This window comes from Pseudomonas sp. NPDC089530 (genome assembly GCF_050280705.1).
In the GTDB taxonomy this organism is placed as follows: Bacteria; Pseudomonadota; Gammaproteobacteria; order Pseudomonadales; family Pseudomonadaceae; genus Aquipseudomonas.
Window position 1 is genome coordinate 21,955 of the sequence record NZ_JBNNVU010000010.1, and the last position, 12,479, is coordinate 34,433.

The following is a 12,479-nucleotide window of genomic DNA, read 5'->3' on the forward strand; positions in this document are numbered from 1 at the left end:
ATAAGCCCCTCATCCCCTGGAGTAGCCTCAGATGTCGTTCAACGGCTCCTGCGGCACAAGCAGATCTTTACAAGACGTTGAGGGGCATAACTTGAGAGCAATGTATGCCCTTACTGTGCCGTTTATTTTTTGACTAATAAGCGATGCTGCTTGTCTGGAAGATAAATTTTTCTATGCACTTTAAAGCTGTCAGGATATTTTTTAAGGCCCGTAGTGAGTATGACTTGATAAGATTTTCCATAGCTACCAAGCTCACCAATTTTTTCAAGGCAACGTTTAAGGTTGTCTAGCTCAATCCCTGATGTTTCTGGCGTGTCGATGAGCAAGAATTTAGGAAACGGTACGTCTTCTTGTGATAGGGATAAATTCATAAGAGCGAGGTAATACATAAGTCGCCTTGATACGGCTGAGCTGGCCTCTCTATATTCACCACTACCAACTATCGGGAGGTAGTCATCTAAACTTATGCGAGCAGTGTTGCAGTCAGGTAGGGAGTCAGTCATCAATTTATTATAGATGGAGCTGAGCTTCCCTACCTTACCTTGAATATCTATTTTTGCTTTCGTCTCTAACTCATCTGTTTGCAGCTTTGAAGTCTCATGTTCGCTTCTCTTTCGCTCGTAGTCGTTTGTAAGGCGAACATTTTTGCTTTCTGCTTCAATTTGCTGGCGTATCTTTTCTATATCTTGACGAGTATTTAGGATCTCATCATCGATATCATTAATTGTGTCTAGATCTACGGGGGTATCTAGATTGTCAACTCGCTCTTCTATTTTTCGCATGAGCTCTGGGATTTCTGTTTCCAGCTTGTGAATATTATCCTGGATGATATTTAGGTCTTGATTGCAATCAGTTATGGCTATTTCAATTGTTTGGGTCGTTTTGATTTTTGCTTTATAGATTTCTTTGTATTCTTTGGACGTATAGAAGAAACGTTGGTACTGTTCCTCTTGTATCTCAGAGCCGCAAACACAATGACCGCTTGCCCGTTCAACCTTTCCTAAACAGTAGGGGCATGTATCTGCTGAGAATAAATTAAGTTGATCATGCGAGTGAATGATTTTTACGATTTGAGAAATTTCTCTTAGAGTATTTTCTTTTACTGTGTTTAATTGTTGTTTTTCATCTATGGTTGAGATCAGGTCTTGACTCAACCTGCTTAAGTTTAGCTGTTTTTCGGTAATTTGGTTCTTTATATCTATTAGTGCGTAGTCTATTGCTGCTCCTTTGATCTCTCTATTATTTTTGAATTTGTTCCTGGCGTTGTGCAAGCGCTCTAATTGATTCTCTTTTTCTTGCAGGGACGCCTGAAGAAACGAAATATTTAGCGGCTCTGAACTTCCAGACAGTTCCTCAATGATTCGGGAGTATTCTTTCAGAAGCCCAGCTGCAATGTTTTTATCTTTTTCTAGTGCTTTTGACTTGGAAAGGGAATCGTAGTATTCCGAAAATGTTTTTCCGACTAAAAGCTCAAAGATGGCTTTTCTCAGAAGCTCTGAGTCATTCATGAAATTGCTTTGTGTATCTATCTTTTTGTAAACCCCTTTAGGGTCGGGTTGCTGGTCATGATAGATAAGCCGCATAAGATCAGTGAAATTAATTTTAAAATTTCTATAGCCTTGGTATAGCTCTACAACGGTTATTTCAAGCTTCGAGAGAATCCAGTCGGAAAATATGTACTCAACTTCAGGGGAGCGAAACACCTGAAATATGGACGTGGGCTGATCGTTGTTGTGTATTAAGATTCGTGATTTAGTGCTGATATCGCAGGCTTCTAGAGTCGATGATACAGTTATGTCGTTGTCGTCTATGTAGCGAGTTAGCTTGTAGCTTTCATTGTTTATTTTTACGTAAAGTTCGACGCGATTGTCTTTGTCTTCGGTGATTTGTTTGTGCTGCTCTTTCTTCTCTTTACGGCTGAACTCGCTAACTCGCCCACCAAGCCCGTAATAGATCAAGTTGCAGAAGGTACTCTTCCCCGTTCCGTTGTCACCTTCTATAAGAATGAGGTTTTCATCAAATAGGGGGGATTCGAAATGGTAGTTTTCGCCCTCATAAACCACCTTCTGAATTCTTAAACTTCCCATATTTTTATACCTCTGTCCCTATATGCCTTGCTAAGAAATGTGTCAAGAGTAATGGCTGTGCTTCTCTGAATTGCCCTTTTGAATTTCTCGCAATTCATATACTCGTTCTTGAAGACTTCCTTGGATAGGAAGTTCGGGGGCAGTTCTTCTTTGTTTAGGGTTATGTTGACTAGTGCTTCTGTGTCACCCTTGTGGAGAGATACATATCCCTTCTTTTCAAGTGTGAATAAAATTTTTAATGTTTCGCTTCTTTTGGCGAGGCCATTTGTATAGCTGTGGAAGAGAAAATCTTTATCGCCTTTGTGTAGTCTCTCTGTAGTTGATGATTCTAATATTAGTGTGTTTCGATTATTGGTTATTAACTCTATTATGAATGGAATTTTTCTGTAGTCTTTAAAGATTCGTCCCTTGGTGCAGTTAAGGCTGTCAAGGATAATTATTGTTGCATATGTCAGTAGGTAAAAGTCATCAGATGATATGAACATTAAGTTCTTTTTTGCTGCCTCGTTCATTCGGATTTCTCCTCATCGAAGCATATGAAGCATGAGTCTATTAGGTTTACTACTATGCCGTTGATGGTTTCTTTGTTTGATACGGTGTATGTGTAATCTTTTTTCAATTCTTCAATCGTATCTGCTGCTTTTCGTTGTAGTGATTTTATTGTGGTGTCGATTGAGGTTTGATTAACGGTGTCGCTGAATTTGTCGTTATCAAAAAAATAGTCCTCACAGGCGTCAAAAACCCTGTACTTTAATGATAAAAAGCTCTTGTTGCTTGCTTCTTCTTCTGTTTTCGAACTGCAGGCTTTTCTTGCAAGGGTTGCAATTTTTGATTTTGGGTATGTTGGGCAGCTATCCAGTAGCTTTTCTTCTAAATTACGTTTGTCAGTGATTTTAGCTGATAGCTCTTGAAGCTCTTTCCATATGGGGTCAAGCAGCTGCTCACTGACTTCGGATTCTGCCATTTTGAAAATTAGTTCTACCTCGGCGGAGTTGATAAATCTCTCTGCGAAGTCTGTGAAGTGTTGTTTTTCATCAATCTTGTCAAGAATTTTAGCGAGAATCAGTTGCTCCTTTCCACTCATGCTGAGTTGATAATATTTGCAGTTTTTTATCAGTTTCTCTGCGCTGCCTTGGAGTTCTGATTCGTCTTCTTGCCCAGATAGCCAGTTTATTTTCTTCAGAAAAATCTTGAATTCTTCTAAATCAATATCTTCGAGAGCTTTGAGGTAGCCATTTCCGGGTTTTTTTTCATATTGCTTTTTGTATTCAGCAAGCAGGATAGTTTTGACAATGCTGGCTATGTTGTCGGGAATGTCAGAGGAGTTTTGAAGAATCCCAAGAATCGGCTTGTCGGGAAGCTCTATTATTGTTCCGTCTGCAAGTTCTTTCTTTTTTTCCTTTCCGAAATTCGTTGTGGTGTAAAAGCTAAATGTAAATATTGTAGATTGGCTTCTGTGCCACTTACCTATATAGATATCAAAAAAACTTACAAGGGTGTTTAGTACGGCTTCTGAGTATATTGTAAAGTTGCTATCAGAGCTGTAATTTTTGTCTTCTTCAATTATCTGTTCTGTGCTTAAATTTACAGTTTTTGTTATTGTTACATCTTCTTCCGCTTCAATGGCTGCGTAGTAGAAATTTACATTTGACAAGTCATTTGCTGCTCTCAGCAGAAGTGTTGCTGCTCGGAGCTTTTGGAGGCGGAAGCCTTTTGTTTTGTCAGCGGCATCCCGGTTTATTATCTGCGTCATATCGACGTGTAATCCGTTACTTAGGTTGTTCGGGGATTTCTATGACCGAACCGTAACTGAAAGCTGACCATGCTGTCGATATGCCGCTATGCCTTGCATGGCTTACGCCTCTCCGGTTTGGGTAAGGAGAGCAACGAAGGGTGAGGTCAACCCTGGCCCGTGTAGATCTAGTTGAGTTGGATTCCAGCCGGTGACGACTGACAGCTTCTGGCCGAAAGTAACTATTCACAAGCTGCTCATGGCATATTTTTGAAACGAAAGAACGAACAGCTTTTCACCTAAAAGCTGTCCCCAAGCGAATACCGCTTCTATAGTTCAGCACGTCATTGCTGGCTGATGACTGGTCATCGCGGGCCAAAAACTATGTGCATAGCGCCTCATTCATCATCCGACTCTCTGTTCGCTTGGATGACGGAGGCAGGGCTTGAATACTCATGGAGCTTCACCAATGACCCGCACAGAAATTTGCAACCTCGTTCCACTCACCCGCAACGACACCGACCACCCCGTCCTCTACTTGGACGCCAACGCCTCACTCTCCGATCTCTACACCTGCGCCCAACAACGCATCGGCGCTGCCCGCAATCTGCTGGAAATCCTCGACTGCGCTTCCGGCGCTCAAGATGTCGCTCAGATCCGCTTTGCTATTGGTCTGTTGCTCAGCGACGGCTGCGATCTGCTGCGCACCCTGGGTGATAAGTCCCAGGTGCTGAACGCTTGATCCGACAAGCAACGACCGGGCAGTGCAGGCCCGGTCGTAACCTGCGTTGTCGGAAGAAAGGCAGGATGAGGCGCGTTAGTCATCGAGAAGTGAACAGGCCCTCATCACTTTCAGATGTTCCCTACAGACCATCTACAACCGCATGCCGTAACGTCCCGAAGCCAGCTGCAAATGGTATTCGCCCCCATGACGGGGGCTTTTTTATGCACGGAACAAGGATGGAGCATGATTTCTTCTGCACGATTGGGTGACAAGCATGTCTGCCCAATGCCCGGTCACGGTATTACCCCGATTGCTTCTGCCAGTGCTGACTCCCAGATCAATTTCATGGGGGCCGCTCGTGTCGGTGACACTTGCGGTTGCGGTGCCGTCATCACCACGGGCTTTCCCTCGATCCTAATCAATGGTCGCCCCTTGGCTCATGTGGGCAGCCCTACCAGCCACGGTGGAACGATCATCACTGGATCAGGTGATACCTTCGGCGGGTTCGTGATGGGAGCTGCACCAGGGGCAGCCATTATCAACTTCGCAGCACTAGGGGCATTCCGGCCAGACGGCTCTGTAGATGATGAGAAGATGGCTACTCTGCTGGCTGATCCGAACCTCACAGAAAAGGCCGTTGCTGCAAATGCTCTGATAGATCCCGGCGATTCGTCCAGAACACAGGATACGGGGGCAGCGGAGCCGGTTGTATGTAACCATCCCGACCAGATGGAGCAACTGGCCACCTACATCGCTGACGAGATGAATCGCAACATTCACGACCCGGCTGTGTTGAAGATGAGAAATCTTATTGACTATGATCCCGAGGTTGCGGCGAAGCGGTTCACAGCGCTGCCGCTGTTTGCGCGTATAGGCGGACGGCCAAACTTTGGCGATATTGCAAAAACCCAGAAAGCTGCGGCGGCGGCGATCTGGACTAAAAAAGTAGGTCAGAATCAAGAGTGGGATCACAAGCCCAAGTTGAAAGCGCTGTTTAACGGCACCTTCTGGCACAAGCAAGGGAAGTACATGTACTTCTACGACATTTGGTCGAATATCCATTACGGGTATGTTGGAGTTATTGGCGGACTATCCGAAAGCGTGCTGCTGGATGGCGCAGGAGCTGAACAGATTGTCTCGGACACCCTAAGGAAGGGGGAGGAGTGGGTCAAAAAGCCGCAAAAGGATTGGAAACTCCCCGGCCCCCACCCAACAGCCAGCCCATGGACAGAGTTGCGATCATGGGACGACGTTGCCGATAGGGTGGCGATCAGTATTGGTGTGAAGCTCGCCAACCAGCACCCCAATGGAGGGATAACAGCGAAGATGGTCATGGACGAAGTACTAGCAGTACCGCCAGAAAACTGGGGAGAAGGGATTGACGACCACAAATGTGAGTAAGGGACGATCTGGATGCGCTTGGCTGCTATTGATTCCTTTGTTACCGATTTTGTTTTTTGTAGGGCAGACCATTCTTGAGCCGACAGTAACCGTTCACTACGCCGAAAACGGCAAGGAAGAGCTGAAGTACATCTGGAACGTGCAGCACCGGATATATAAAGGACGGATGCAACCTGGAGGCGGCACATCAGATAACGGCTTTATATTTCCAGGCGAAGACTTTTTCATGCGGTTGGATTGGTGGAGCGAAAAGGGCCGTCACCATTGCGTCAGCATCACCCCCAAATGGCCGAACACCCATATCTATCTTGACCTGAACGGGAACATCGACACAGAGAAAGGCATTGGGACTGATGAGGACCGATTGGATCAGTGCAAAGGAGACTGGGCAAAGCCGTAAGACGATACTCCCAACCAGGCAGGGCAAGCCCGGTCGTTTATCTGGACGACGAAAACCAGTAGAGCCCAGCCGGCGCGCTGGGCTCTTTCTCGGCTTATCGGCAGGCGATGCGCACTGTCCGGTTCAGGCAATCATCTCGACTTTACCGGTGGCAAGGCGATAGACGCCGCCCACGATTTTCAACTTGCCCTTGTCGAGCGCATCGGTGAGCAGTGGCGTGGCCTTTTTAAGGCTGGCGACTGAGTCCTTGACGTTTTGCGCCGTTGCATTTTCCAGCAGACTCCCGGGCTGCTTGAGCACTGTCTCGATAGAGGCCTTGAGTGCGTCGGTCAGTTTCGGGATGTGCCCAGGAAATACGGTGTGGTCTTTTACGGCTTTTATGCCGGCCTCGATGGCGCCGCAGCTCTCGTGGCCCAGTACGAGGATGAGCGGGGCGCCGAGCACCGCGACGGCGTATTCAAGGCTGGCCAGGCCTTCCCCGGTTACGAAGTTGCCCGCGACGCGTATGGCGAAAAGATCGCCTCGCGCGGTGTCGAAAGCGTACTCGGGGGCGATCCGCGAGTCGGAGCAACTGAGCACCGCCACGAACGGGTTCTGCCCGGAAACCAGGGCTTCGCGTTCGTCCTTGAAGTCGTGGGTCTTTGAGTTCCCGCTGACATAACGTTCATTGCCTTCGATCAGCCTTTGCAGCGCCTGGTCGGGGTTGATGGCGTTTTGTGGTTTGGGCGGCGCGGCGGTTTTTTCGGCGGCCTGGAGCGTTCTGTCGGGCAGCACGCTGGCCATCAGCAGGGCGCCGGCTCCCAGCCCGGCGAAGCGAAGAAAACGACGACGATCGTGGGTGTTTGTGCTGGGGTTTGAATCACATGATTCACACATGATTTTGTGTACTCGGGTCGACTCGGTGGGAATGACTGCCGTTGGGGGCCAGGAACCTTCGGCCCTGGAGCGTTGGAGTCTAGTCGGTCTGTAACATTATGTTTTGCGCGGCCTCGAAGGGCTGCAAAGAGTGCCCTTCGGACGCTGCGCGACTCACCGGACTCTATGAAATCCTCGCAATCGACTAACCAATCAAAACAAAAGCCCCGACAAGTCGGGGCTTTTTGCTCCAAACCGCTGCACCCACTCAGTTCGTGCAAGTCAGCCGCGAATACTTCGGCGGATCGAGCAGGATCCCCGGGGTCATGAAAGTCGAGCAGTTGAAGACGCGGCCCTTGGCGGTGGTGGCCTTGAAGGTCAGTTCCGAGCCGCCGAGGAAGTCTTCCTTGCCTTTGGTCACGGGGCCCATGGTGAGTTCGTCGGTGGAGGCCAGGCCGATGGTTTCGGCGGTGACTTTGTGTATTTGCAGGACGTTGGGGGTGGTGGAGCAGCCGGCCAGGGTGCCCGCCAGCAGCAGTAACACGGGGGCCAGGAGAGTGTTTTTGTTCATGGCATATTTTCCTTAATAGTGTTTCGCCCTGGTGATCAGCGAGCCTCGAGAGGGGGCACGGCAGGAACGGGAAAATCAGGTGGGCCAGCCAGTCGCCCCCTGTTTAATCCGACTCGATAGAGTGATTTATTCCAGCATGGCGCTGGAGGGCCGCCTATAGGCCAGATGTGCTATAGGGCGGTCGTGCAGTGGCCAGCCCAGGGCCATTTCCAAGCCCGAGGCATTCTCCAAAAGCTGTACAACTCCCACTCGCAAATAATAAAATGAGAAGCATTATCATTAGTGCGAATCTCCCATGCCCAGCCACAGCACCGTCTCGCCCGTCGCCCAGTTGTATGCCAACCATCACGGCTGGCTGCGGGGCTGGTTGCATCGGCGCCTGGGGCACACCGCCGATGCCGAGGACTTGGCGCACGACACTTTTATCCGGGTGTTGCGCTCCCAGGAGGATGTGCGTGAGTTGCGTCAGCCCATGGCGTTTCTGGCGACTATTGCCAATGGCTTGTTGATCAATCGCTGGCGGCGGCAGGCGATCGAGCGGGCTTATCTGGAGGCGTTGGCGGCGCGACCGGTGGGGGAGGAGCCGTCGCCGGAAGCGCGGCATTTGATGATCGAGACCTTGCTGGAGCTGGATTCGCTGTTGGTGGGGTTGTCGGTGCGGGTGCGGCAGATTTTCTTTTTGTCGCAGCTGGACGGTTTGACTTACCCGCAGATCGCCGCGCAGTTGAGCCTGACCGTGGCCCAGGTGCAGCGGGCCATGGGCAAGGCGTTCAGTGTCTGTTACGCGAGCCGTTTTGAATGAGCGGCGTTGCTGTTAATCCGCGGGTGCGCGATAGCGCCATCGACTGGATGGTCAAGGCGCAGTCGGGGTTGATGGATGCCGTCGAGCATCAGGCGTTGCAGCAGTGGCGGCAGGCGAGTGCCGAGCATGAGTACGCCTGGCAGCGGGTCAGCAGTTTGCCGTTGCTGTTGCAGCCGGGGGCCAATCTGTTGGCCGATGCCACGGCGCGGCGGGCGCTGGAGTCGGCGGGCGCCGATCCGCGGCAGCGGCGGCAGGTGCTCAAGTGCCTGTTGGCGTTGGGGCTGTTTGGCGGGATTTCCTGGCAGGGGGCGGAGTCGACCCTGGTGCGTTCGGCGTTGGCGAGTTATCGCACGGCGGTTGGCGAGCGGCGGCGCTGGGCCTTGGCGGACGGCGGTTCGCTGTGGCTGAACACTGCCAGCGCGGCGAACCTGGACTTGAGCCCGCAGCGGCGTTCCGTGCAGTTGGTCGAGGGCGAGCTGGCCCTGGATATGCCGGTCGGATCGGCGTCGTTGCAACTGCAAACCCCGGATGCAGTGCTCTACAGCCGCGGCGCCAACCTACTGGTGCGCCACGATCGGCAAGGCACTCAGGTGACGGTGCTGCGCGGGCTGGTGCAGGTCAGCGCCCATCGTCACCCGGCGGTGGTGCCGTTGCAGGCCGGCTGGCAAACCCGGATCGACAGCCGTGGAGTAGGGCAGGCAAGCCCCATCGATACCTTCCTGGCTCAAGCCTGGTTGCGCGGCATTCTGCCGGCCGAGCGCATGCGCCTGGATCGTCTGCTGGCTGAGCTGTCCCGTTATCGCCCGGGCCTGCTGCGTTGCAACGAAGCGGTGGCGGCCTTGCGCGTGACCGGCAGTTTCCAGCTGGACGACACCGATGCCGCCCTGGCGCTGCTGGCCACCACGCTGCCGGTGCGGATCGAGCGCCGCACCCGGTATTGGGTGACGGTGGTGCCCGTCTGAAATTTTTTTTCGTTCGCGCGATAGTTTTTTCGATCTGGCTTGGCCTCTGGGTATGACCCATCGGAACAGGTGGGTGCCAACCCCCAGGAGCCTTGCATGACTTTCCCTGCCCGTGCCTTGCGCACCCGCACTTTTGCCCTGCTGTTATTGAGCCTGCCGCCGTTGGGTGGCGAGGCGGTGTTCGCCGCCGACGCGGCTCGGCATTACAACATTGCTGCCGGCCCGCTGGACCAGGTGCTGTCGCGTTTCGGCGCCCAGGCGGGCATCAGCATGGCCGGCAGCGCGCTGCTCACCGCCGGCAGGAACAGCCAGGGCCTGCAAGGGGATTTCAATACCGAAGCGGGGCTGCTCCAGCTGCTGGCGGGCACCGGCCTGGGCTATCAGCGCCAGGCGGACGGCAGCTATGCCTTGCGTTTGCAGCAGGAGGCGGTGTCGCTGCCGGCGCAGCAGGTCAAGGGTGAAAACCCTGAGCTGGAAGAGGTCTACCGGGCGCCGCGCTCGTCGGTGTACATCTCCGGCGAGGACATGCAGCGCTTCGGCGCGGTCTCGGTGGGCGACGTGCTCAAGGGCCAGCCCGGGGTGCAGGTGGGCGACAGCCGCAACGGCGGCGGCCTGGATGTGAACATTCGCGGCATCCAGGGCCAGAGCCGGGTGGCGGTGACGGTGGACGGTTCGCAGCAGGCGCTGGATGTCTACCGCGGCTATGCCGGCACCCAGCAACGCAGCTACATCGACCCGGACCTGATCAGCGACATCGCCATCGACAAGGGCCCGAGCCTGACTTCCAGCGCCATCGGCGGCACGGTGAAGATGCGCACCCTGGGCGTCGACGACATCCTCAAGGACGGCCAGAACGTGGGCCTGCGCCTCAAGGGCGAGCTGTGGAACAACGGCGTCGACCCGGCTTCCCGCGACGGGCATTCCAAGACCCAGGATCTGTATTCGGAACCGCACCAAAGCCGTGGCGGCCTGTTCGGTTCGGACGCGGAGGCCGGCAGCGCCGCGTTCGCCTACCGGCATGACCTGTTCGACGTGGTGGCGGCCTACGCCAAGCGCAACCAGGGCAACTATTTCGCCGGCAAGAAGGGCCAGGACCGCTACCGCACCTATAACCGCTGGGGCAATGAAGAGACCAGCGTCGCCACCACCTACAACGCTGGCGAGGAGGTGCTCAACTCGTCGGCGAAGACCGAGTCGTTCCTGCTCAAGACCACCATCCGGCCGGCGGACGACCACACCTTCGACCTCGGCTATCGACGCTACGACGGGCACATCGGCGAGATCATGCCGTCGGACATTTTCCGCTTCGGCACCGGCGGCATTTACCAGTACCCCCTGGGCCACACCAAGATCGACACCTACACCGCGCGCTACAACTACCTGCCGGCGGACAACCCGCTGGTGGACCTGACCGCCAACCTGTGGATGACCGACGCCCAGACCAGCCAGCTGACCTCGGTGGCGGCCCCGGCCTCCCAAGCCTATCGCTCGGACCGCGCCTGGAGCCGCCAGGCCGACCGGCGCATCGGCGGCGACCTGAGCAACACCTCGCGTTTCCAGAGCGACTACGGCGATTTCAAGCTGGACCTGGGCAGCTCGTTCCAGGTCGAGGACCTGCGCCCGCAAAAGGGCGTGGTCACCACCCAGCACGACATCAACGCCAACCGCATGTTGCGCGAAGGGACGCGGCAGGAGTTCAGCTTCAACGGCAAGCTGGAATACAAGCCCGTGGAGCGCCTGGCCCTGTGGGGCGGCGGGCGTTACACCCACTATCGCACCCAGGACAAGGTCGCTTCCGCGACCGCGCGCCGGGAAGAGCGCGACTTGCGCTACGTGAGCGTTTCGAACCCGGACAGTTACGGCAACATGCTCTGGTTCCCGGACGCGAGCGGGCAGTTCACCGACGCCACCGACCCGCGGCTGAACAACGGCATTGTGTTCAAGAACACCAACTTTCCGTTCGAGGGCACTCGCTATAACGACTTCGGCGCGACCGAGTCGACGGTCTATCCGTCCCAGGTCGGCGAGGTGGTCACCGGCTACGACTATGGCGGCAAGAACAGCAACAGCGGCGGCGCCTTTGCCCCGGCCTTCGGCATCAATCTCGAGGTGGCCCCGGACACCTTCGTCTATGCCTCCTACACCGAGGGCCTGCGCATGCCGTCGCTGTTCGAGACCAGCCAGGGCGTGTTGCAGACCCAGCCCGGCAAAGGCTTGAAACCCGAGCGCTCGCGCAGTTGGGAAATCGGCGCCAGCACCCTGCAAAAGGGCCTGCTGCTGGACAACGACACGGCGGCGCTCAAGCTGGCCTACTTCGATAACGACATCAAGAATTACATCACCCGCTACTACGACCCGAGCCCGGGCCTGATGGGCCTGATGCGCTTCAGCAACACCGACAGCTACAAGACCCGCGGCCTGGAGCTGCAGGCGCATTACGACGCCGGCCGGGCCTTCGCCGACCTGTCGTCCACCTACTACCTGAAGACTGAAACCTGCGACTCGGCCTTCGCCGCCAAACTGCGCGCCAGCAGCAATGCCTACCGTGACTTGAGCAACACCCCGGACTGCACCCCGGGCAGCTTCATGGGTTCCTACACCAATACCCAGAACCCGCCGAAGCTGGCGGCGAACCTGACCACCGGCCTGCGCTTCTTCGACCAGAGCCTGACCCTCGGCACTCGCGTGACCTACACCTCCGGGCCCACCGTCACCGCCGACGAGAACTGGCAGACCGGCGCCACCACGCCGCAGCTGAACTACCGCGAGGTGACGCTGTTCGATCTGTTCCTCAACTACAAGCTGCAGGAGCACACCCAGCTCAACGTGTCGCTGCAGAACCTCACCGACCGCTATTATCTGGACCCGCTGGCCCAGAGCTTCATGCCGGCGCCGGGGCGCACGTTGCGGGTGGGGATGATGACGAAGTTCTAAAGGGGAGGGTG

11 protein-coding genes are annotated in these 12,479 nt (G+C 54.3%); 6 read left to right on the forward strand and 5 right to left on the reverse strand.

Annotation, left to right across the window (positions count from 1 at the left end; all coding sequences use genetic code 11):
• Positions 1-122 precede the first annotated feature (122 nt).
• Genes ACQKQA_RS06130 through ACQKQA_RS06140 form a run of 3 tightly spaced genes read right to left on the reverse strand, consistent with a single transcriptional unit; the run spans position 123 to position 3,840 of the window.
• Complete coding sequence (locus ACQKQA_RS06130; protein WP_427554559.1) at positions 123-2,087, reverse strand: AAA family ATPase; 1,965 nt, start codon at positions 2,085-2,087, stop codon at positions 123-125.
• Complete coding sequence (locus ACQKQA_RS06135; protein WP_427554560.1) at positions 2,075-2,599, reverse strand: hypothetical protein; 525 nt, start codon at positions 2,597-2,599, stop codon at positions 2,075-2,077. Before ACQKQA_RS06135 ends, ACQKQA_RS06130 begins: the two co-directional genes overlap by 13 nt.
• Positions 2,596-3,840: a hypothetical protein gene (locus ACQKQA_RS06140; protein ID WP_427554562.1), complete on the reverse strand. Its 1,245-nt coding sequence runs from the start codon at positions 3,838-3,840 to the stop codon at positions 2,596-2,598. Before ACQKQA_RS06140 ends, ACQKQA_RS06135 begins: the two co-directional genes overlap by 4 nt.
• A gap of 448 nt (positions 3,841-4,288) precedes the next feature.
• Between ACQKQA_RS06140 and ACQKQA_RS06145 the strand changes: the two genes are divergently transcribed.
• From ACQKQA_RS06145 to ACQKQA_RS06155, 3 genes are all read left to right on the forward strand, one after another.
• Positions 4,289-4,561 carry a hypothetical protein gene (locus ACQKQA_RS06145; RefSeq protein WP_427554564.1) on the forward strand — a complete coding sequence of 91 codons (273 nt, stop codon included), beginning with the start codon at positions 4,289-4,291 and terminating at the stop codon, positions 4,559-4,561.
• Between the two features lie 225 nt (positions 4,562-4,786).
• Positions 4,787-5,944 carry a polymorphic toxin type 44 domain-containing protein gene (locus ACQKQA_RS06150; RefSeq protein ID WP_427554566.1) on the forward strand — a complete coding sequence of 386 codons (1,158 nt, stop codon included), beginning with the start codon at positions 4,787-4,789 and terminating at the stop codon, positions 5,942-5,944.
• On the forward strand, positions 5,922-6,344 hold the full coding sequence (locus ACQKQA_RS06155) for a hypothetical protein (RefSeq protein ID WP_427554568.1): 423 nt from the start codon (positions 5,922-5,924) through the stop codon (positions 6,342-6,344). The genes ACQKQA_RS06150 and ACQKQA_RS06155 overlap by 23 nt, the downstream gene beginning before the upstream one ends.
• A gap of 123 nt (positions 6,345-6,467) precedes the next feature.
• Here ACQKQA_RS06155 and ACQKQA_RS06160 read toward each other — a convergent pair whose 3' ends face one another.
• On the reverse strand, positions 6,468-7,220 hold the full coding sequence (locus tag ACQKQA_RS06160) for a carbonic anhydrase (RefSeq protein ID WP_427554570.1): 753 nt from the start codon (positions 7,218-7,220) through the stop codon (positions 6,468-6,470).
• Positions 7,221-7,467: 247 nt separating this feature from the next.
• A complete protein-coding gene (locus ACQKQA_RS06165; RefSeq protein ID WP_427554572.1) occupies positions 7,468-7,770 on the reverse strand; it encodes a hypothetical protein in 303 nt (100 codons plus the stop codon).
• Positions 7,771-8,065: 295 nt separating this feature from the next.
• Between ACQKQA_RS06165 and ACQKQA_RS06170 the strand changes: the two genes are divergently transcribed.
• The 3 genes from ACQKQA_RS06170 (at position 8,066) to ACQKQA_RS06180 (ending at position 12,468) form a co-directional block, all read left to right on the forward strand.
• Positions 8,066-8,572, forward strand: a complete 507-nt coding sequence (locus ACQKQA_RS06170; protein ID WP_427554573.1) for a sigma-70 family RNA polymerase sigma factor — start codon at positions 8,066-8,068, stop codon at positions 8,570-8,572.
• Positions 8,569-9,534 (forward strand): FecR domain-containing protein, encoded by a 966-nt coding sequence (locus ACQKQA_RS06175; protein ID WP_427554575.1) that lies wholly within the window; start codon positions 8,569-8,571, stop codon positions 9,532-9,534. The genes ACQKQA_RS06170 and ACQKQA_RS06175 overlap by 4 nt, the downstream gene beginning before the upstream one ends.
• A 96-nt stretch (positions 9,535-9,630) precedes the next feature.
• The gene (locus ACQKQA_RS06180; protein ID WP_427554576.1) at positions 9,631-12,468 is read left to right on the forward strand and encodes a TonB-dependent receptor domain-containing protein; all 2,838 of its coding nucleotides are present in this window, start codon (positions 9,631-9,633) and stop codon (positions 12,466-12,468) included.
• Positions 12,469-12,479 lie beyond the last annotated feature (11 nt).